The 20045-nt window shown below is 69.2% G+C and carries 19 protein-coding genes; 12 read left to right on the forward strand and 7 right to left on the reverse strand.

Translation table 11 applies throughout. The annotated features are described in order from the left end of the window. Positions 1 to 312: 312 nt before the first annotated feature. The 4 genes from ABFY07_RS28260 to ABFY07_RS28275 all read left to right on the forward strand — a co-directional run bounded on the left by ABFY07_RS28260 (position 313) and on the right by ABFY07_RS28275 (position 3562). Positions 313 to 1071, forward strand: a complete 759-nt coding sequence (locus tag ABFY07_RS28260; RefSeq protein ID WP_346177200.1) for a GntR family transcriptional regulator — start codon at positions 313 to 315, stop codon at positions 1069 to 1071. Between the two features lie 137 nt (positions 1072 to 1208). Next, complete coding sequence (locus ABFY07_RS28265) at positions 1209 to 1778, forward strand: P-loop nucleotide/nucleoside kinase family protein (RefSeq protein ID WP_346177201.1); 570 nt, start codon at positions 1209 to 1211, stop codon at positions 1776 to 1778. 180 nt (positions 1779 to 1958) lie between these two features. After that, positions 1959 to 2996: an AAA family ATPase gene (locus tag ABFY07_RS28270; protein WP_346177202.1), complete on the forward strand. Its 1038-nt coding sequence runs from the start codon at positions 1959 to 1961 to the stop codon at positions 2994 to 2996. Further along, positions 2993 to 3562, forward strand: coding sequence for a phosphotransferase-like protein (locus ABFY07_RS28275; protein ID WP_346177203.1), 570 nt, complete (start codon positions 2993 to 2995; stop codon positions 3560 to 3562). Before ABFY07_RS28270 ends, ABFY07_RS28275 begins: the two co-directional genes overlap by 4 nt. Before the next feature lie 7 nt (positions 3563 to 3569). On the opposite strand, the gene ABFY07_RS28280 is transcribed toward ABFY07_RS28275, so the two are convergent. The 3 genes from ABFY07_RS28280 to ABFY07_RS28290 all read right to left on the reverse strand — a co-directional run bounded on the left by ABFY07_RS28280 (position 3570) and on the right by ABFY07_RS28290 (position 5871). After that, positions 3570 to 4409 carry an NAD(P)-dependent oxidoreductase gene (locus ABFY07_RS28280; RefSeq protein ID WP_346177204.1) on the reverse strand — a complete coding sequence of 280 codons (840 nt, stop codon included), beginning with the start codon at positions 4407 to 4409 and terminating at the stop codon, positions 3570 to 3572. Positions 4410 to 4413: 4 nt separating this feature from the next. Next, positions 4414 to 5064 (reverse strand): HAD family hydrolase, encoded by a 651-nt coding sequence (locus tag ABFY07_RS28285; RefSeq protein WP_346177205.1) that lies wholly within the window; start codon positions 5062 to 5064, stop codon positions 4414 to 4416. A gap of 168 nt (positions 5065 to 5232) precedes the next feature. Further along, positions 5233 to 5871: a hypothetical protein gene (locus ABFY07_RS28290; protein WP_346177206.1), complete on the reverse strand. Its 639-nt coding sequence runs from the start codon at positions 5869 to 5871 to the stop codon at positions 5233 to 5235. A 1131-nt stretch (positions 5872 to 7002) separates the two neighbouring features. Between ABFY07_RS28290 and ABFY07_RS28295 the strand changes: the two genes are divergently transcribed. The 3 genes from ABFY07_RS28295 to ABFY07_RS28305 all read left to right on the forward strand — a co-directional run bounded on the left by ABFY07_RS28295 (position 7003) and on the right by ABFY07_RS28305 (position 11276). Beyond that, the gene (locus ABFY07_RS28295) at positions 7003 to 9423 is read left to right on the forward strand and encodes a hypothetical protein (protein WP_346177207.1); all 2421 of its coding nucleotides are present in this window, start codon (positions 7003 to 7005) and stop codon (positions 9421 to 9423) included. After that, the gene (locus ABFY07_RS28300; RefSeq protein ID WP_346177208.1) at positions 9420 to 10256 is read left to right on the forward strand and encodes a DciA family protein; all 837 of its coding nucleotides are present in this window, start codon (positions 9420 to 9422) and stop codon (positions 10254 to 10256) included. The genes ABFY07_RS28295 and ABFY07_RS28300 overlap by 4 nt, the downstream gene beginning before the upstream one ends. A gap of 108 nt (positions 10257 to 10364) precedes the next feature. Next, a complete protein-coding gene (locus ABFY07_RS28305) occupies positions 10365 to 11276 on the forward strand; it encodes a serine/threonine-protein kinase (protein WP_346177209.1) in 912 nt (303 codons plus the stop codon). Here ABFY07_RS28305 and ABFY07_RS43220 read toward each other — a convergent pair. Then, positions 11245 to 11949: a bacteriocin fulvocin C-related protein gene (locus tag ABFY07_RS43220; protein ID WP_428837019.1), complete on the reverse strand. Its 705-nt coding sequence runs from the start codon at positions 11947 to 11949 to the stop codon at positions 11245 to 11247. The two genes, ABFY07_RS28305 and ABFY07_RS43220, sit on opposite strands and share 32 nt — an antisense overlap. A 1248-nt stretch (positions 11950 to 13197) precedes the next feature. Further along, positions 13198 to 13890 carry a DUF4232 domain-containing protein gene (locus ABFY07_RS28310; RefSeq protein ID WP_346177210.1) on the reverse strand — a complete coding sequence of 231 codons (693 nt, stop codon included), beginning with the start codon at positions 13888 to 13890 and terminating at the stop codon, positions 13198 to 13200. Positions 13891 to 14456: 566 nt separating this feature from the next. Between ABFY07_RS28310 and ABFY07_RS28315 the strand changes: the two genes are divergently transcribed. After that, positions 14457 to 15203, forward strand: coding sequence for a DUF5131 family protein (locus ABFY07_RS28315; protein ID WP_346177211.1), 747 nt, complete (start codon positions 14457 to 14459; stop codon positions 15201 to 15203). Between the two features lie 46 nt (positions 15204 to 15249). Here the strand turns inward: ABFY07_RS28315 and tcmP are convergent, their stop codons facing one another. Beyond that, positions 15250 to 16431 (reverse strand): three-Cys-motif partner protein TcmP, encoded by a 1182-nt coding sequence (tcmP, locus tag ABFY07_RS28320; protein WP_346177212.1) that lies wholly within the window; start codon positions 16429 to 16431, stop codon positions 15250 to 15252. A 218-nt stretch (positions 16432 to 16649) separates the two neighbouring features. Further along, positions 16650 to 17093, reverse strand: a complete 444-nt coding sequence (locus ABFY07_RS28325) for a hypothetical protein (protein WP_346177213.1) — start codon at positions 17091 to 17093, stop codon at positions 16650 to 16652. 158 nt (positions 17094 to 17251) lie between these two features. Here ABFY07_RS28325 and ABFY07_RS28330 point away from each other — a divergent pair, with 158 nt between their 5' ends. The 4 genes from ABFY07_RS28330 to ABFY07_RS28345 all read left to right on the forward strand — a co-directional run bounded on the left by ABFY07_RS28330 (position 17252) and on the right by ABFY07_RS28345 (position 20028). Beyond that, a complete protein-coding gene (locus tag ABFY07_RS28330; RefSeq protein ID WP_346177214.1) occupies positions 17252 to 17404 on the forward strand; it encodes a hypothetical protein in 153 nt (50 codons plus the stop codon). Between the two features lie 367 nt (positions 17405 to 17771). Beyond that, a complete protein-coding gene (locus ABFY07_RS28335) occupies positions 17772 to 18899 on the forward strand; it encodes a hypothetical protein (RefSeq protein WP_346177215.1) in 1128 nt (375 codons plus the stop codon). Positions 18900 to 19124: 225 nt separating this feature from the next. Continuing rightward, positions 19125 to 19433 carry a hypothetical protein gene (locus ABFY07_RS28340; protein ID WP_346177216.1) on the forward strand — a complete coding sequence of 103 codons (309 nt, stop codon included), beginning with the start codon at positions 19125 to 19127 and terminating at the stop codon, positions 19431 to 19433. 145 nt (positions 19434 to 19578) lie between these two features. Further along, a complete protein-coding gene (locus ABFY07_RS28345; RefSeq protein ID WP_346177217.1) occupies positions 19579 to 20028 on the forward strand; it encodes a hypothetical protein in 450 nt (149 codons plus the stop codon). Positions 20029 to 20045: the final 17 nt, after the last annotated feature.

The following is a 20045-nucleotide window of genomic DNA, read 5'->3' on the forward strand; positions in this document are numbered from 1 at the left end:
GGCGGGGGAGCGTCGCGATGCTCTCTCTGCCCTCCGGGCCGCACGGCACAAAGCTGGCGGCCCGCAGGACAGACAGCGCACAGCGCTGCGACGTGCACGCAGTCGTCGTGCGGTCAGGCCCAGGGGAGTTTGATGAAGCTCTCGACCCCGGCCGCCTCGAAGGGCGGACGACTACTGCGGTCTTGCAGTGAGGCTCACTCGGTGCTCCCGGGGGATCACCGACGCCTTACATACATCAGGTTGCATCAGGTAACCTCAGGTGTCAAGCGGTATAGTGAGGCAACCAGACGGGATTGAAGGAGGCGAAGGCACATGTCCGGGCCACCCCGAGCCGATAACCGGCCGCCGTACGCGCGCATCGCGGGCCACTACCGCGACCTGATCAGCTCCGGGGAGCTCTCGCCGGGCGACCTGCTGCCTAGCATCAAGACGCTGGCCACCCAATGGGAGGTCAGCACCGCCACTGCGGACCGGGCGATGAGACTGCTGCGCGAAGAGAAGCTGGTGCGAGGCATCCCGGGTGTCGGCACCGAGGTGATGGCGCGCCCCATCTCGTTGTCCTCCGGGGCGGAGCGCCACGACCGCAGCAGCAAGACGCAGTCGTCGTGGGGCGTCGGAGAGAAGTCGTCCGGCCACACCGCCGGCATTGTCGCGGCTCCCGAAGACGTCGCTCACGTGTTGGGTATTTCGCCCAGTGACGACGTGATTCGCCGCAGCCGTGTTTACCGAGACGGTCATGGCATCGTCTGCCACTCGACGTCATGGATCCCGGCGGAACTCGCCCAGGTCGTGCCTGAGCTGGCCCGAAGCGAGCGACTCAAGGGCGGCCTCTCATTGGACCTGATCGCTCGCGCCACGGGTCGCCAGGTCGTGAAGCGAGTGGATGAGGAGTCGGCTCGCATCGCCACGTCGCAGGACCTCGAGCTCCTGGAGCTGGAGGCCGGCACCATCGCGGCGATCCTCGTGCTGACCGCGCGCTTCCTGGACGCCGACGGCGAGCTGCTGGAGTACGGCGTGGACCTGGGCGCCCCGGGCCGCACCCGTCGCACGACGTCGGAGGTGCAGCGGTGACGACGTACAACGCCGTCATCCTGGACGACACGCTCGTGTCCTGCCTCGAAGCCCGCCTCGGCCAACTCCTGCGAGCTGAGCAGACCTACACCCTCACGCTGGAAGGATGATTCAAGATCACGCGCATCTCCGCCGCTTTGTCCGGCCGACCGGGCCCCGCACCTCGCGCCATTCTCATGTCCGGTCTGCAGGGTGCTGGCAAAACGACCCTCGCCCGTGCCCTGGAGGAGGCCGGGTTCCGGCGTCTCTGCCCTGACGAGGAAATGTTCCGCCGGTACGGCCACTACGGCAGGGACTTTCCCCGCGGACAGTTCAGGATCAGGGAGGCGCCCGTGCTCAAGGACGTCGCTCTTGAGCTCCAGGAACTCCTGGCGGCCGGACACGACGCCGTGGTCGACCACGGCTTCTGGACTCGGGAAGAGCGGGCGCAGTGGGCAGCGACCGCAATAGAGGCCGGCGGCGAGCCCATTCTCATCTACTTGCCCGTGCCGCATGAGGTGCGCTGGGAGCGGATCCGAAAGCGCAACGCCAAGTCGTTGGTCGACCCAAACAGCATCGAGTTCAGCGAGGAGGATCTGCTTCGGCATGCGGGCCGTTTCTGCCCGCCGACCGAGGATGAGCCACACATTGTGTACGACGGTCACCCGAAGAACGTGCTGGCGGAGCTCCGCCGTGCACGCCGCTCCACGGATGGCAGTCGACATTGACTTCTACCTCTCACTCGCCGCACCAGGCCTTGGTTGACCGTCTTGTGGGGGCCATCACACTCGCGGGAGCCGGATCGCAACATCACAGCGTCTTGTCGAAGCTCATGCGCATCCGCGTCAGCGGGTTTTCAACATCTACGTACACATGGATTTTCGGGGCTGCGCTCTAGGCTCGCGGCCATGACGACGACGGAGGGGAACAGGGTGGGGAAGCACCGGGCAGGGTGGCGGCCGGACCGGTTGCGTGAGCAGCGTGAGGCTCACGGGCTGACTTTGGAGAAGGCCGGCGAGCGCCTCCGTGAGGTTGCTGAGCAAGCCAAGCTCAAGGGCATCCCGGCCGCGAATCCCCAGACGTTGTGGCAGCACGAGCAGGGGGAGGTCTACCCGGGCCCGCATTACCGTCGCGCCTACTGTCTCCTGTACAGGGCGACGGAGCCGGACCTTGGGTTCCGCGCTGCTCTGCCGGGGGAGGAGACCTCCTTCAAGCTCACGCCGATGGACGACCGTCTCAACGGCGCGCACGTCCTGGCGGTCGAGCGTGCAGTTCACCGCATCGCGCCGGGCAGTGACGACGCTGATCACTTCGGGCTGCAGCAGCGGATCATTGACGCGTGGAAGCGCCGGCACACCGGCGGTGACCCACACCGGCCGGTCCTGATCCTGGTCGGCGGGTACGCGGGCAGCGGGAAGACCGAGTTGGCGAGGTTCTTCGTTCAGCTCACCGGCTGGCCACTGCTCGACAAGGATCCGCTGACACGCCCGCTGGTGGAGAAGCTGCTGCTGGCGCTGGGTGGTGACTCTAACGACCGGCACACCGACCTGTATCGCACGCAGGTCCGGCCTGTGGAGTACGACTGCCTGATGCAGTCCGCGATGGCCAACATCAAGTGCGGGATCAGCACGGTGCTCACGGCACCGTTCATCGCGGAGATGACGGACCAGGCTTGGATGCAGCGCCTGACCAACCGCGCGGCGTCCATGGGCGTCGACGTCTATCCGGTCTGGGTCCGCTGTGACGAAGAGTCGATGCGCGAGTACATCGGCTTCCGCGGCGCGGCGCGGGACGCCTGGAAGCTGCAGCGGTGGGATGAGTACATGGCGACGATCGACCTGGACCTGCGGCCTGCGGTGCCGCACCTGGTCGTCGACAACCGTCTCGGGGCCGCGGTCTCACTCGCGGACCAGGCTCGGCAGGCGATGGGGGCGATGTACTCGTGAGCGGCAAGCACGGAGTGGTGTTGTACGGCCCGCCGGCAGCGGGCAAGGACACCGTCACCCGAGCGCTTACCGAACTGGACCCGCAGTACGCCCAGTTCGCGCGACTCAAGGTCGGCTCGGGGAAGAGCTCCGGCTACCGGATGGCCACTGCCGAGCAGCTGCACGCCCTGGAGACCAGTGGCGACGTCGTCTACGCCAATGCCCGGTACGGCAACACGTACGTCATCGACCGGCCGGGCCTGGACGCCGCGTTCAAGGCCGGGGTGCCGGTGGTGCACCTCGGGCAGGTCGATGGCATTCAGGCCCTGGTCGGCGGCTACCCAGCCGACTGGGCTGTTGTGCTGTTGTGGTGCTCGCGGGAGGAAACCGCGCGACGGTCCGAGGGCCGGGGTGACGCGGACACCACAGCGCGTCTGGTCGCGTGGGATGCGACCCGTGAGGACCTGAACGTGCACGCGGCCATGGCATGGGACCTCACGGTGGACACGACGACGACGTCGCCGCAGGAGTCGGCCCGGCGCATCGACCAGCTGCTGGTGCAGCGGGCGGAGGTGGCCACGGCATGAGCGCGGGTTACGGCTGGGCGAGGCGGTCCAGGGCGTCGGTGAGCGTGAGCTCGCTGGCGTCCTTGACGTCGTCCCACCGTGCCAGCGTGGTCGCGGCCGCTCGCAGCATCTCTGGTGGAAGGCCGGCGGATGCGAGCATGTCGGCGGCTTCCTCCAGCTCCGGACCCCAGCGCCAGGCGCGGGCCGCGGTTTTCGCGATGTACTCGGGCTCGGAGAGGTATGAGGCGGTGCGCTGCGAGGCAATGCCAATGAGCTCCTGGTCGACGCCGTGCTCTCGGGCCAACCCGGTCGCGAGCGCCACCAGGACGCGGCTGGCCTTCTGGTACGCCGCGTACGCGAGCTTGAGCGCGGAGGCCTGCCCGACCTCGGAGCCCAGGACCTTGGTCCGCACGGCGGTGCCTGCGAAGAGTTCTTCGAGCTGGGCGGTCTCGGCGGGCGGGCCGGACAGGTGCAGCGTCGGTGTTTTGCCGCGTACGGGCGGGGAGCCGACGACGCCGGCGTCGACGACGGTGGCCTCTGGCGCGAGCAGTTCGGCGATTCGCATCGCCCGCTCGGGGTTGATGGCGTTGGCCTCCACGTACACGCCCGCGAACCCGGCCTGGGCGACGTCGCGGGCGAGGTCTTCGGCGGCGGCCGGCGGGCAGAGGCTGATGACGATGTCGCTGCGCTCCAGCAGTTCCGGCAATGTGGCCACGGATTCCAGGCCAGCCTTCTTGGCACGGGCGGCGGAGGCTGGACTGCGTCCCTCCGCGCACCACAGGACCCCGGTCGCGTTCATCGCGGCGCAGGCGGCGACGGCGGCGCCCATGCTGCCGGGGTGGAGGATGCCGACGGTCGACGGGTGCACGGTGCTACTCCGAGGTCTCTTTGAGCAGGATGGTGATGGCGTCGGTGACGTCGTCGACGACGTGGTGCGCGGCGGGAAGGCCGTCGGGCCAGGGACGGCCGCGCAGCCAGATGGTGCGCAGGCCGGCCTGGTGGCCGCCGCCGATGTCTCCTGCCGGGTTGTCGCCGACCATCCAGCCGCCGTCCGCGAGGCTTGCATTGCAACGAGAGGCCGCGAGTTCGAACAGGCGCGGGTCCGGCTTGCGGATCTCCAGGTCGCCGGAGACAGCGACGCCGTCGACCAGGGCGGCGAGGCCGGTGGCGGCCAGTTTGGCGCGCTGGATGTCGCCGGCCCCGTTGGTGATGATGCCAATCGTCCACGCGGCCGCGCGCAGACGGGCCAGGCCCTCGAGGACCTCGGGACGGCAGGTAACGGCGGCCGACATGAGGTCGACGTACTCCTGCCACAAATCCGCGGCGGGCACATCCAGGCCGAAGGTTTCCCGCAGCTGTGCGAAGTCGGAGGCGTTCGCGCGGTCGGCCAGCTCAGTGCGCAGCCACTGTTCGGCAGCGGAGGGAAGAGCGTGGGCACGGCAGAGCCCAGTCACGGCGTCGCTGAGCGCCGACTGCCGGTCGGCCAGCGTGCCGTCCAAATCGAAAAGCGCGAGAGGGGGCACGGCCAGGGACCCTACAGGGCGTCGGGCGCGACGTGGCTCCCGTCGGGCGGGAATCACGGGTGGAAAGTCGCTCGCCCGGCGGGAAGCGTCAAGGAATTCGACCGAGCCCCTTGGATTCCGCACTCGGGATCTGGTCAGCTCTTGGCCACTACCAGCGCTATCGAGGTGTTACCGGGGAGGTGCAGCGAACGGATGGGCCAGATGGCTCGGTGCGTCGGCGCCCCGGTGGCTCTCAGCTTCCGTGCTGCGCGGTCGCAGGGCACGCAGGGCAGCCTGGAGCGTCGGCTCGTAGTCGCTGGGGTCCCAGCCGTCCGGAACAGTCACCTTCGTGCGGAGGATGTTCTCGCCGACGCGGTGGATCTTGCAGTCGACGAAGGGGATGAGGCCGTACCTGCGGGCGTGAAGCAGGACCGGTCTACCTGTCTTGACGAGGTCGATGACCTCGAGCCGGGCGACTTCACCCAGTCGGTAGACGTGTCCTTGAAGGCCGCGCTTGGGGGTGCCGACGACGACCATGCCGTCGAAAGTCGGCGACAGCTCCGGCCACTTTTCCGTGTAGTTCTCCGGGGTGAAGACGTCGTCGAACTGCACCAGCTGCACGCCGGGAAGACGATGGCGGATTTTTGCCAGGCGTTCATCCCAGTGACGGCGACGCGCGATGTGCGGCGAGGCGCAGACGTAGACGCGAACGGGCTCCCCTGGCTTCCGCGCCTGCCGGATCTTCTTCATGGCCGCGATGTAGGCGCGCTGCTGGGCGGCTGTCGCGTACGTGGCCAGGGGGGCGTCCGTCGTAGGGGAGTCAGGCATGGCGTTCATCATGCCCTGAGCGGCTGTCAGCGTAGGTCTCGGCATAGAGAGATGCTGCTTCACTCGTCTGGTCATCTTCCTCGCGTCGCCCCCTGCGCAGAGGGTGATCGACAAGGTAGGGTGGGCCCGATCAAGATCTACCTGAATATGGAAAAGCCCCCAGCGCCTGGTAAGCCCTGGGGGAGTGGAGAACCTGTTGGGAGGCTCTCGGTGTTCATGGCACCACTGTACCCGCGGGCCGTTGTCCGCACACAAGATCCCCGCCGTCTACGCGATCACTCGCGCAGCATGTCAGCGGGGTTTTTCTGCTTCTCCACACGCCCCAACCAGCCCTCTGCTGAGGGGGTCAAGATGACATAGGTCTGGGGGCGGCGCCTGCTCTGCAGGGCTTCTAGCCGCCCGGGGCCGAGGCCCGTGGTGATGCCAGTCACCACGGCCCAGCGCCTCATCTGATCTCCGGATCGGCCTGCCAGGGCCCTCTCCGGAGGGATTGTTCGACCCGGTGCCAGCCGGCTTCGAACAGTTCGATCTTTGGTTCCACCCAGAACCAGAAGCACCCCGAGGGGTTCTTCTTTGCCCACCTGTGAAACAGGAGGACGTCGCCATTTTGCATGACCACTTTGGCTTTCGCCAGCCCAGATATGCCCGTTTCATCCATCTTGGCCGGTTTCGAGCTTCCCGTGTGACGAAATCTCACAGCCCGTTTTGCCTGATGAATCCCGCTGGGCGAGACGAACGACTGGCCAGTGTCACACCAGAGCGGATCGCCGCACCTGTAGCAGGTGTGTCGACCCCTGCCTCTTTCGCTGTCCTGCCCGTCCACTCGGCTGCGCCCGTCGGCTGTCCGAGCGGCTCGGCCCGTCCTCTGTCCACAGGCGGTCCGTTCGAGGGTCGCCTTGTGATCGCGTCTTCGTTGTTGTCAGCCCATGTCGCCATACGGGCGGCCCAGTGAGTGCCGTGGCGGCGAAGGCCGCCGTGATGACCCCGTCTCCGCCCGCCGCGTCGAAAGTGGTCAACGCGTGCGCGCACCCCCGTTCGGAGTTGTCCATACCGGCCAGGCCTGTCCCGGAGCGGACTGCGGGTCATCCGCTGTCGCTCGGTCGGGACGCCCGCGCCCGTCTGGGTGGCGCGGTGCGCGCGCTGCTGGACCTGGCCGGCCTGGACGGAGCGTCGGACGCGGTGCGCCTGGCGGTGCTGGTGTTGGCGTCGCGGACGCCGTCGGAGACCGGTGTGGTGGAGATCCGCACCTCGGAGCTGGGCCGGTGGCTTGGGCTGTCCGCGTCGTACACGGCCTCCGCCGTGGTGCCGGTGCTGCGCCGCTCGGGCGTGGTGTCGGTGGAGACGGCGGAGGGCGAGTACGGCCAGGACGACGGCCTGAGGTGCCGGGTGCTGCCGCTGTGGGCGGCGCAGGACGTGGCTGGGCACCCGCTGAACTTGACGAAGCGGGAGTACGCGACGCTGCTGCGGCTGCTGGAGGCCGTGATGGCGCCGGGGTGGACGCACCGGGACGGCTCGGTCACTCCGGCCGGGCTGATCGGTACGCGTACCGGTCGGGGGGCGGCGACGGACCGGCTGGCGCTGCTGCTGCTGGTGCTGGAGGCGCGGGAGACCGGGCGGGTGCGGCAGTGCGGCGGGGCGGTGGATACCAAGCGCGGTCGGGCTGCGGCGACGGTGGCCCGGCTGCTGGGCTGTTCGGCGTCGGCGGGGGAGCGGGTGCTGGAGCGCTTGGAGGACCGGGAGCTGGTGCTGCGGGTGCGTCTCCGGACGGGTTCGGGCCTGGCGAGCCGGTCGCGGCTGATGGTGCCGGCGGTCGCCGCCGCGCACGGCCGTACGGTCGCCGACGACGTCCAGGAGGACCGCGTGGAGGCCCCGGAGCCCGGGTTTTCAGACCCCGACGTTGCGGCAGGGCCTGTTGAGGAGCCGGGCCTCGAGACGGAATCGCAGGTCAGCGGCGTGCTGGTGACGGATGAGGCTGGTGCTGCAGAGCCCGACGTTGCGGCAGCCCTTCACACTGATCACCCTCACCTGGTTACTCCCGTCATTCCTCTGCAGCTCTCTGGTGGCTTTTCCGGCGAAGGCCGTGGGGCTGAAGGCCGTCGGCCGGACCGCGCGTGCGCGGGCGAGGACCAGGCCGCCGACGGCGAGACCGCCGTTGCCGAGCCCGGGTCGCCGTCGGCTGAGGACGGCCCGCTTCGCGGGGAAAAGCCGAAGGAGTCCCTGGTCGATGAGCAGGTGAGACAGCGCGCTGCCGGGGCTGGAGCCGGTGTCCGGCCGAAGGCCGTGGGTGGCGGAAAGGCGCGGCAGCAGCGGAGGGTAGGCCTGCCGGCTGATCTTCGTCTGCGGGTGGCCCTGGGGCCCGTCTCGTGGCTGTGGGAGCGGCTGTCCGGATGGCAGCAGGACCAGGTGGAGGCGGCTGCGAAGACGGAGTTGGCCCGCCTGGAGGGCCTGCTCGCGCTGCCGGGCGGCGCGCCGCGGCTGCTGGCCGACCGGCTCGCCGACCGCCTGGAGGAGACCGGCGGCGAGGCCTTGATCACCACCCCGTACGGCTGGCTGATCCGGCGCGGCCTGGTCCAGCGGCCGTCCTGCTCAGACCGGCGCTGCGACGACGGGATCCGGCTGGACACCGGCGCCGGGTGTGAGAACTGCGCCAACGTACTCCACATCCGCCGCGCCCGCCGCGCCCGGATCGGCGCGGACATCGACCGGGAGCTGCCCGGCCTGTCCGGCGGCGAGCGCCGACGCGTCATCGAGAAGCGGCTGCGCGAGCAGGTGGCCATTGAGGCGGAGGACCTGGCGTGGCGCCAGGACCAGGCCCGCGAGCAGCAGGCCCGCCGGGATGCGGCCCGTGCGGCTGCCCAGGAGCGGGCGGAGGCCGAACGGGCGGCCGCGGCCGCCGCCGACGCGGTGCACCAGGAGCTGGCGTGCGAGGACTGCGGGCAGCGGCGGGCGGCCGGGCTGTGCGAGGCGTGCGGCTACCGACGCCGGACCGAGGCCCTGGTCGTGGAGGCCGGACTGGTCACCGCGACCTGGGCGGCCGACCTGGGCGACGCGGCCGACGTCGCCGCCGTCACCGGCCACGTCCGGGCGTCGCTGGAGGCAGGCATCGAGGCCGCGCACGCGCAGTTCCTGGAGCTGGTGGAGCCAGGCGAACTGGACGAGAATCCGGCCGCGGCGGCATCGGCGCTCGCCTTCGCCGCCCTCCAGGCGGTGGAGCAGGCGGCGCCGGAGTACCGGGAGAACGCGCTGGCGATGCTGGGCCGGACCGAGGAAGCCGAAGCCGAGGCCCGCCGGGCGTACAAGACCGAGCAAGGGCGCCGCTGGTTCAGGGCCAACCCGAAGGGCGCGGACGCCATCGCCGCCGCGACCAAGGCCGCCAACTCCGCCCGGGAGCGCACCGCCCAGTACCTGCTCGAGGCGCGGCTGGAGCAGCTGCGCCTCGAGCAGACCGCGGTCCACACCGAGCCGGCCGGCCCCGCGCCGTGGACCGACCGGCTGCCAAAGCTCGCCGCCCGTCCCCTCGAGGGCGAACCGGCCGGGGCGGTGGTCGTATGAGCACCGAGGCGAGCGGGGTCGACCTCGCCCGCCAGGCCCTGGTCGCGGCCCGGGAAGCGGCGCGGAAGAACGGGGGCGCCCGGAAGCAGAAGCCGAAGCGGCGCACCGGCACGGTCGTGCGCCGCGATGGCCGCGAGCCGCTCGGGCTCGGCGCGGCGATCGGCCTGATGATGACCGAGCGCGGCCTGGTCGCCCCGGCCGCCGGCGGCAGCGTCCTCGCGCAGTTCGACGACATCCTCGCCGCGGCCGCGCCGCAACTTGCCGGTCACGTCCAGGCCGTGGCGTTCGACGCGGACACCGGTCGTCTGGACGTCATCCCCGATGCCCCCGCCTACGGCGCGAAACTGCGCTGGAGCGCGCCGAAGCTGGTCGCGGCCGCCAACGAGAAGGTGCGCGGCGCGAACGTCCGCACGCTGCACGTCCTGGCGCCCGCACCCGTGAAGGCCGGCCCCGCCACGGCGGCCGCCGACCCGGCTCCGCCGACCGTGCCCGCCGCGCCGGTGCAGCGGCGGACCCCGCCGGACGGCTACCGCCGTGCCATCGAGGCGCACCGCCAGGCCGTCCGGCCGTCGAAGGATGACCCGGCCATCGCGGAAGCGGTGGAGCGGCAGACCGCCGCGATGCGGGAGCTGAGCCGCCGGGCGTTCCCCGACCCAGACGTCGTCGCGGACGATGCGCCGGCCTCGATCGAGGCAACCCGGGCACAGCGCCGCCGCCAGGCCGCGGCCACCGAGGCCGCCGCCCTGCGCCGGGCCCGGCAAGAGCGCGCGGCCCGGGAGTTCGGGACGCCCGCCGACGTCCCTCAGTCGGCTGCACTGCGCGACACGGCCTGAGCAGGCCAGCACCCCCTGTTACTGGTGGTTGTCACCGCGTAGTGTGACGGGCACACGCCTGGTACACCGTGTGCCGCTGTCGCGGTGACCGCTGGAAGAGGGGGAGTCGTGCAGGCAGGGACCGTGCTGGACGGCCGCTATCGGCTGATTCAGCCGATCGGTGCGGGCGGCTTCGGGCAGGTCTGGAAAGCGCACGATCCCCGGGTCGACCGGAAGGTGGCGGTCAAGGTCCTCGCTGGCGACGGCGGCGCGGACCATGACCGGCAGGTGGCCCGGTTCGCCCGCGAGGCTGCGGTCGCCGGCGGTCTGTCCCACCCGAACATCGTCACCGTGCACGACTTCGGATCCGCGATGTACGACGGGCGTCTGCACGCCTACCTGGTGATGCAGCTGCTGCCCGGCAAGTCACTCAGCACAGTCCTCGAGGCCGGGCGGCTCCCGCTGTCGAAAGCCATGTACACGGCAGCCTGCGTCGCCGACGCCCTGGAGGCCGCGCACGAGGCGGGCCTGACCCACCGGGACATCAAGCCGTCCAACATCATCGTCCGCTCCAGCGGCGAGGCCACAGTCGTCGACTTCGGCATCACCAGGAGCAGCGACGCCCGGCACGACATCACCACCACCGGCGTCCTGATCGGGACCCCCGCCTACATGGCCCCCGAGGCCCTGTCCGGCACGTTCGACTGCCGCTCCGACATGTACTCCCTGGGCTGCGTGCTCTACGAAATGGTCACCGGGCAACGGCCCTTCACCGGCACCTCCTGGCGCCTGGTCAACCAGCACCTCAACGAGCAGCCGGCACCACTGCGCACCCTGCGCCCGGACGCCCCTGCGGAGCTGGAGCGGCTCGTCAGCCGGCTCATGGCCAAGGACCCTGCTCAGCGACCAGCCAGCGCAGACGTGTGGGCCACTCTCAAAGAGATCAACGACCGGCACTTCGGCGCCGCACCGCCCAGCCGCGGCAAGGACATCGCCCACAACATCAACGTCACCGCGGCGGAAGCCACCGACGGCGCCTAAAAGTGGACTCGTCCCTGACATGGGTTTCGAGGGCATCGAGGAGCTGCTGCTGTCTTGGGGACAGCTCAAGGTGGGCCCGGCGATACTGGGTCACATGCTCGGCCCACAGCCCGGACCTGTCGGATGGGCCAAGCTCGGAGTAGATCGCCCTGCGGTATGACATGGAGTACTTCGAGAATTCCGCATAGGTCTTTGGTAGCCGGTCCTTGTTGGCCGCTACCCACGCGTGGGCCCTGCCCGCTTCGTCAGCCAGGGCAGGAGCTCTGCCGGCCAGAACGATGCCTGCCGCGATTCCCAGTCCCGCGCCGAACCTGAGGAACCGCCGTCGATCGGTCAGATTCCGCCCCGGCTCTTGCCGCCTATCGGAGTGGCGCAGCTCGCCCAGCGTCCTGAAGAGCTTGAACGCACCCGCAGGGCCGAGTCGAGTGAGTAGGCGCAATCCCATCGCCGGGCCCGTCCAGGCGCGTACGTAGCCATCTTCGATACGAATGAGGGTGGGAAGCCAGGGGGCGTCAGGTCCGAGAGATTCGTCGCGCCAGCGCTGGACGTCGGCGTTCGCCAACGGCAGTGTCTCGAGTACGTCCCCGACGGCGTTTTCGACTGCGTGGGTGATCGCTCTGCATCTGCTGCAGGAAGCGTCGAATCCGAGGACCCAGCGTGATTCGGAAGACATAGTGCCTACTTTCCGCTAAGCGAGGCTGAAGTTTGCAGGGTCGTTTCCGAAGCTCGACGTCCAGGATGCCGAGAGCGACAGCCTCCGGCCTTGTCATTCCGCGCAGGATTGTTGCCGATTCGCGCACACCATGGGCGGCAGGTGTCTGTAGCCCCGCGGCGGTATCCCGTAGACGGCCATCCGACGCCGAGTTCGCCGCGATCCGGCCGGGCGGCAGGACCGCATCACCGCTCGTCCACCCACCTGCCCGCGCGCCGGCGCGGCCGAGGCGTGCTCGTCGGCGAGCTGCCCCGCTCATCGGCTCAAGGGGACACGTTCGGCGACGGCGAGTTCATCGCGTTCCGCCCGTACTTCCGCCAGCTGCTTGGCCAGCTGTGCCTCGAGTTCGTCCAGTTCCGCGCGCCGCGCGATGATCCGTTCCAGCAGCTCGGAGCTCGGGATCCATGTACCGGATCGTAGAAGGCAGCCCGGCCACAGGGAGCAGGAACTGACGAACCGACCGCTCCGCCAGCGATCTACTGCGCAGACTGCCGCTCGTGACCAGCGTGAGCAACCCGAGGACCGGCCACACCAGCCCCGTCCCGTTCCGCCAGCGCACCAGGTGCGCATCCCCCTGCGCATCTCCGCATCGGATGCGGCGCACCGGAGCGCTCCGGTGCGCCGCATTTCCCTTGGACTGCGCCCGTGGTTCAGGGGAAATGCAACGGTGCACAGTGAGTAGCTGTTGTCTTTCCGATCTTGAGAGATGCGCGTCGAACGGGAGTCCCGATTGGGTGGTTGCGGGGCGCTGGGCGCATACGAGTAGGGCCTCCTGAACAGCTCGTTGGTGTCGAGTCACCGAGTAGCAGGAGGCCCCAGTGCCGCAGTCTTGCGTGCCGATGTCCTGGCAGTCCAACCCGGTCACCCGGGAGTGTGACTGCCTGGCTCACCGGTTCGGCAACGCTGCCGACAACGGGTCCCGGCAGCCGCGCTACCCCACGGATATGACGGACGCGGAGTGGGTGGCCGTCAAGCCGCTGCTGCCGGTACCAGGCTGGATGCGCGGCCGGGGAGGCCAGCCCGAGGCGTACTGCCACCGGGCGATACTCGATGCGGTCCGTTACCTGGTGGATGCTGCTGCACACCGGCGTCCACACCGGACGCTACTTCGCCGTCGTATAAGTGCCGGCAGCGGTCAGCGGGCCGGGACGCAGGCGCGGCGGGCCGCACTCGACCGAGCAGAACCGACGCCTCACCAGCCAACGGCTGTCAGAAGTCGTACGGCTTCTTGGTGCTCCAGTTCAGCACGTCGGCCTCGTTCCAGCTGAACTGCTGGCTCCCGCCCTTCATGACGACGGAGTAAGAGGGGCTTTGGCGGCCGTCCGTGCCGCGCAGGGCGATGGCGAGCGACTGCGCCGTCTGGTGTCCGGAGCCGTAGTCGAAGAGGTTCACCGCGCTGTAGACCTTGCCGCCGGGCTGGAGGGTGATGCGCTTGTCGCCGCCCGGGTTGTCCTTCTTCGAGTGCGGCAGTTCGAGGCCGTCGTCGCCGAGCTTCACGGCCGGGAACGAGGTGACCCAGCACGGCTTGGTGCCCTGGTTGGACGCGGTGACCAGCAGGTGGTCGCCCTGCTGTCCGGCGAACCGGTGCACCGCGGTGACCAGCATCTCATCGCCCACGCACTGCTGGGCGGCGGTGGCTGCGTCCTTGCTCGCGACCTCGTCCGAGCCGTCCGAGGCGGTCGCCGAGCGCGCGCCCGCCTTGGTGTCAGCACCGCTGTCGGCCTGCTCCGCGCTGCCCTTGCCGTCCCCGTCGGACGCAGACCGGCTCTGCGCGGTGCCGGAGGCGTGGTCGCCGCCCGACGCCTTCGAGTCGCCGTCGGCGCCGCCGCAGGCGGTCAGGCCCAGCGCCAGCGCGGCGGTCACGGCGGCCAGGGCGGCGGTACGAATCCGGGAAGTACGCATGATCAGGTCCCCCTGCGTTCCGTGCGGGATTCCTCTTTGGCGGCTCCCGCGGTGTGAACACCACCTTTCCCGGGCCTACTGACGTTCTGGAAACGTCTCACTCACGTCCCGCAAACACACCGCGCAAACGGGCGAGACCAGCCGCGGCCGGCCTGGAGTCCCTCACCACGGGAACGCGGACGAGCAGCAGACCCGCGAACTCCTGGCGCTCAAGGAATGACGACGGCCGCCCCGTATCAATCCGGGGCGGCTGTCGTCTGTTCCTCGTTGTGCACCGCAGACCAAGGAGGTGCGAGCGGCGGCCGCTGACACCATGCGTGCTCGCACGCTGCGGCGGGTGCGGGCGGAGCGGGCTGGCTCGGTGGAGGCGGCCGTATCGACCGTGGTCGACCACAAGGACTAGGTTCCTGAATGGAGGTTCGAGACGTGAGGTTACGAGAAGCGATCGAGGGTGTGCGGATACCGGTGTACGCGCCCGGGTGTCCCGGTCCAGGGGGCATCGTTATGCAGCACACCGCGGCCGCCCCGGGGGGCGCGGCTACGCACGCGAGGGCAGGAGGAGACCGGTGAGCGACCGCAGTGCGATCGAGTGGACCGAGGCGACCTGGAATCCGACGACCGGCTGCGACCGCGTCTCTGCGGGCTGCGACAACTGCTACGCGCTGACCTTGGCGAAGCGGCTGAAGGCGATGGGTGCGGCGAAGTACCAGAATGATGGTGATCCCCGCACGTCCGGACCCGGGTTCGGTGTCACGCTGCACCCGGACGCGCTGGACGTTCCCTATGGGTGGAAGAGTCCGCGGACGGTGTTCGTGAACTCGATGTCCGACCTGTTCCACGCGCGGGTGCCGCTCGGCTTTGTCCGCCAGGTCTTCCGGGTCATGGCCGACACTCCGCAGCACACCTACCAGATCCTCACCAAGCGGGCCCGGCGCCTGCGGCAGGTCGCCCCGAGGCTTGACTGGCCGGAGAACGTGTGGATGGGGGTGTCGGTGGAGACCGAGAAGGAGCTGGCGCGCGTCGACGATCTGCGTGAGGTTCCCGCAGCCGTGCGGTTCCTGTCCTGTGAGCCGCTGTTGGGTCCCCTGTCTGGCCTGAGGCTGGACGGCATCCACTGGGTGATTGCCGGCGGCGAGTCCGGCCCCGGGCACCGGCCTCTGGACGAAGCCTGGGTCACCCAGATCCGCGATGCCTGCCAGGATGCCGGTGTCGCCTTCTTCTTCAAGCAGTGGGGCGGCCGCACTCCGAAGGCCGGCGGCCGTCTCCTGGAGGGCCGGACCTGGGATCAGAAACCGCTGCCGGTCGCGGCCTGACCGATCTGCGCGTCGGGCGGGCCTACCGGGGCCCGCCCCGGCGAGGTCAGGCCGCGAGGTTCCCGGGGTAGAGGGTGATCTCCCGAGTCTTCTTCACGCCCACCCCGTTGCTGGGCGTCCTGCCCTGCTCGTGCAGAAGCCGCACCGCCTGGCGCACCACCGGCTCGGTGACCTGCCCGTAGAAGGATCCGAAGACCTCCAGCGTGTGGTCGACGAGCTTGACCGGCCGCCGGGTCCGCGCCAGCAGCTTGGCCAGGTTCTCGGCGATCTCCGGCACCGCCTTGGCTTCGACCTCCTTCGGATCCGGGCGGGTCACCGAGGCCACGGAGAACAGCGCGTCGTCCTCTTCGCGCTCCTCCAGCGTCTCCCACCACGTCGCCCGGGCCCTGGCGACGGTATCGCCGAACACCCACAGGCCATAGGGGCTGCGGGTAGCGAACACCAGCCGGTACACGGCCCGCTTACGAGGCGAATGCGACACCGGCACCGACTGCAGGAGCATCCCGGTGCGCCGCTCCAGACGGCGGGCGTACTCGGCTGCCACCGCCTCGATGGCGTCTGCTGCGGCGTCGTCCTTGTTGCGGGAGGCCACCGCGTCAGCGAAGTACTCCCGCCACCAGGTCCCGCCGCACACGTCGTCGAACCGCTGCAGCGACTTCTCGTTGCCCTTCGGGGAGCGGACGTGCCCGCCCAGGCGCCACACGGCCATCATGCTGAAGTTCATCAGCAGCTCGGTCGCCGGCCGCTTATGCGGTCGCTTCCGGGCGAGGACGTCGACGAGCCGGTCCTGGGGCAGGACAAGACCGCACGGGTCCAGGAAAAGGAACAGCGGTTCCCGGACGGCCCGCTGGACGACCTGGTCGAGAACGCCGTCGACCTCGCCGCGGTGAGCGTGCGCCCGCACGCCGCGGGCCAGGTAGTGCTGGACCACCTCGTGTAACCGGTCGAACGACTTCGCCTGAGGCTCGGAGAAGAAGCACTCCAGCGTGAGCCCAGGCCTGTTGCGCAGATACGAGGCGACCCTCAGCGCGATCTCCGCGGATGCCGGGTCGCCGTTCTCGTAGCGGCCCTCGCCCGCATACCCGTCGAGATAGACGACGCGCTTGTCATGAGACTGCGTGCCCGTCATCCCACCAAACTGCGGCAGGTACCGCTTGAGGAGATCATGCTTGAACACACTCGGCAGCGCCTTGTCGGCCCAGTAGCCCCCGCCCGTACCCGACGACATCGCCACCCCCAGATCGCCGTATCTGTCTGATTACAGATGGTGAAGCACCGGGGGGAACAGGGCAAGAGGCCCACTCAACCCGCCAACGAGGACTGAGTTGTCCCCCGCCAGGCCGCCCGGCGCGGGCACCGCACGGTGACCGGGGCGGAAGACCCATCTGCAGACCGGTGCGGCGTCCGTTGTTATGTCGTGCAGCCCGTCTGAGGTTTCTTCCGGCGTCAGACCGCGCTGGACGGGGCGGGGGGCTTGGATACTGTCGAGAAGCTGCCCGAATGTGACCCTTTCGTCGGTGGGTCATAGTCGATGGCCTTGAGCAGCGCGTGACGCCCAAAGGCATCGGGCCGCGGGTCGTCGGTGGCCCGTGGCCGCAGCGCCAGGAATGTGGCGATGCCCGGTGCAACGAACGGGTGCTGCTCGACTCCGGCCGGGACTGCCCCCGCTGCGAGGACCGGCGGGAAGACCGCTGTGCACAGCGCCGGAAGGTGGCGGCCGACGTGGAGGCCGCGTTGCAGCACGCTTTCGAGGAAGAGCGCCGGGCGACCACCGCCAGGCAACTCCACCAGGGCGTGATGGCCAGGGCTTGGGCCCGCGAGGCTGAGCGGGAGCAGGTCCGCGCCCGGCAGGCGGCGGCAAAGGCCCGCGCCGAAGCCGCGGCCGCGCATCTGCCCGCTGTGGAGGCTGCGCCCGTCGCACCGGTCGTGGTGCCCGCTCCGCGTTCGGCTGCCGTGCCTGTCCCGGCGTCGACGACGTCGACCAGGAGTAGGAACTCATCCTCAAGAACCTGACCCGCGACCAGGTCCGCGACTGGCGGGTGCGCGCGATGAAGGATCCGCAGCTGGTCTTCGACCACATCGACTGGTATGGCGAGACTTCGGCCAGGAGGCTGTTCACCGGACGGCTGGTGGACCAGGTACAGCGGGTGGCCGGCCTCGGTCACCTGAACCTCGGCTACATACCGTGGGGGCAGGCATGAGCGGCGGCAGGACGTCCGAAGTGGAGCTGGCTCGGGTCGCGCTGCGGGCCGCGATGGAACAGGCCCGGAAGAGCGGCGGCCGGCCGTACGGCGAAGACCAAGCAGCCGCGCCCGACCACGGTGGTGCGCCGGGACGGGCGCGAGCCGCTGAACCTTGCGGCGGCGATCGGCGCGCTGGTCACCGAGCGGACCCGGGAGTTCCCGGCCGCCGGCGCCTCGCTGCGCGAGCGGTGGGCGGCAACCGCCCCGACCTCGCCGGGGGACGGCCGTCGGCGGAGATCCGGGGTCGATCAGCGGCGCCGAGTCGGGAACGAGCAGATCCGCGCGAGGGGCGGTGGCGCCTACCTTGGTGGGTGATGATGGCGTGGTGAGTCTGGATTTGAGCAACTACGAACTCCGCTGGCCGACATCACTGTTCATATCCGAGGGCGAGCGTGTCCTTCGCTCGTCGAGTGCGTCGTGGGAGGAGCAGGCGATATGGCTGCTGACGGAGGCTCTGGTCGGCACCACAGCGGCGGCCGACTTCGAGGACCTGCCCAAGAGCTCCACACCCTCGGATGATCCGTGGGCCAGCACCACCCCCGGCTGGGGGAAACGGGGCCGGATGAACAAACGGGAGTGGCTGACTGAGCTGGTCAGCTGCGCAGCCGAACTGCGGCATGCGGCCGAGCCGCGACCGTACTGGCCACAGCGGCAAGGCCGGTGTCTGTCGCACGACGGCAGCACAGCGCGCGACACCCGACGGGACTTCACCCGCATCATCAGCGACTTCGCCGACAACGGCTACCTGGTGGAGGTCTTCGGCGAGGAATGCGTCGACGACCCCACCGAGCTGCCGGACGCCTCGCGAGTGATCGAGCGGCGACTCGGCATCCCGGGCCTGTGGCCTCTGATCCCGGAGACGTGGGACGAGGACACCTTCTTCGGCCTGATCGAGGTCTTCCACGACCTGGTTAGCCGGCCCCGCACACGCCGCTTCCACAGCTGGAACAGCTGCGGGTGGCACCACTCGGAGTTCCACAACGGGCCCGCCCGCATCCTGTACCGGGGCAAGGTCAACGAGCTGCTGCGCGAGGCCGGCATCGAATACGAGCTGGCTGCCGAAGGCGAGGACCTCGGGCGCCTGGTCGCCGTCACCGACGACGCCCGCAGCGCGCTGGTGCACCGGGCGCTCAACGAAAGCGCCCCGGACATCACGGCCCGGGTCCGCCACGCGATCGCCTTGTTCCGCGGCCGGGACACGACGGTGGAGAGCAAGCGGTCGGCGATCGTCACCCTTGCGGGCATCCTCGAGGAACGCCGCGCCCTGCTCAAGGACAAGCTCGGCAAGGACGAGGGGGCACTGTTCGAGATCGCCAACCGCTACGACCTGCGCCACCGCAAGGCAGACCAGCGCGGCAACTACGACGAAGCGTTCCTGGACTGGATCTTCTGGTGGTACCTCGGAACGGTGGAGCTCACCAACCGGCTCATTGCGTCGCGGACCGCCGACTGACCCTCGCGCACCATCACCCGAACCGTGATCGAAGCCCTTCAGGGCCGGTTACGCTCGGCAGCCGCCGCCGGCCTGGGGAATTACGTGATCGTCCACAGACGGGCCAGCACTTGACGCTAACTGCGCGTCGGCGTGATGTGTTCAGGACCTGGGCCGCGCAGGGAGTTCGAGACGCTGTCAGGCCGCAACGGGCATGAGGGGCTGGACTCCGAGTGGTCAGGCCGCGTGCGACAGCATCTGGACGCGGGGTGGAAGCAGCTCGCGGACCGGCTCGCAGAGGCAGGGTTGGCCACGAAGGTCAGCAACGAAGGGCAGGACATCGCCGATGGTTTAAAAGAGATCTATTTCCACGACATCCGGGCGCGCGCTGTGGGACTCTCGGGCGTCGCCATCAACGACATTGAATACCTCGCTGGGTTTTTGATCAGGAGCCCGCACAGGGCGGGCATCAATTACCCGTCGTCACGGGCCGGACTGCCTTACGGGTTCGACCTGACGGTAGACCCGGCCGTCGACCCCGACCTATGCCTCTGACAGTGGAAGGACTGTGAACTGGCAGCAGCGGGCCAGAACCGACAGGCAGACAACCGGTGTGTCTCATTCCGGGCTCTCTTGTCTCAGCAGTCGCATGCTTCACTTGCGTGCGTCAGAAAGGCATCACTACTACGGAAGAGTGATCATGAAAATCGCCCGCCGGCTCCTCGTGGGGGTCACCGCAGCGTCCTTAGGTATTCTTGGCATGTCAGCGGCGCCATCACAGGGCGCGGCAATCCCGAAGACCAGCGTTCCTTCAGCAGCGTCGGTACAAGCACCTACGGGTAAGTGGAAAGTGCGTACCACGTTCTTCGCGAAGGACGGCTCAGACGTGCCCCTCCGGGAAGGTACCGACAGTTGGGGGTACAAGCACATCCAGCAACGTCATCCGCAACCCGATACCTCCCTGTACGGCTGGATAGATGAGACCCTTGACAATGGGACGCCCAAGCCTGACCACAATGACCCGACCAAGCGCGTCGTCAGGTGGCGTCTGGCCAAGGGCGTGATGTTCAGGGTGGTCTTCTCCGAAAAGGTGTACAGCGACTCTCACGATGGTCGCCCCAGGGGCATAATAACAGCGTTCAAGGAATGAGCGGGCACGACAGTAGG

Origin of the sequence: Streptomyces sparsogenes subsp. cuspidosporus (assembly GCF_039532705.1) — a bacterium.
Classification (GTDB): domain Bacteria; phylum Actinomycetota; class Actinomycetes; order Streptomycetales; family Streptomycetaceae; genus Streptomyces; species Streptomyces sparsogenes.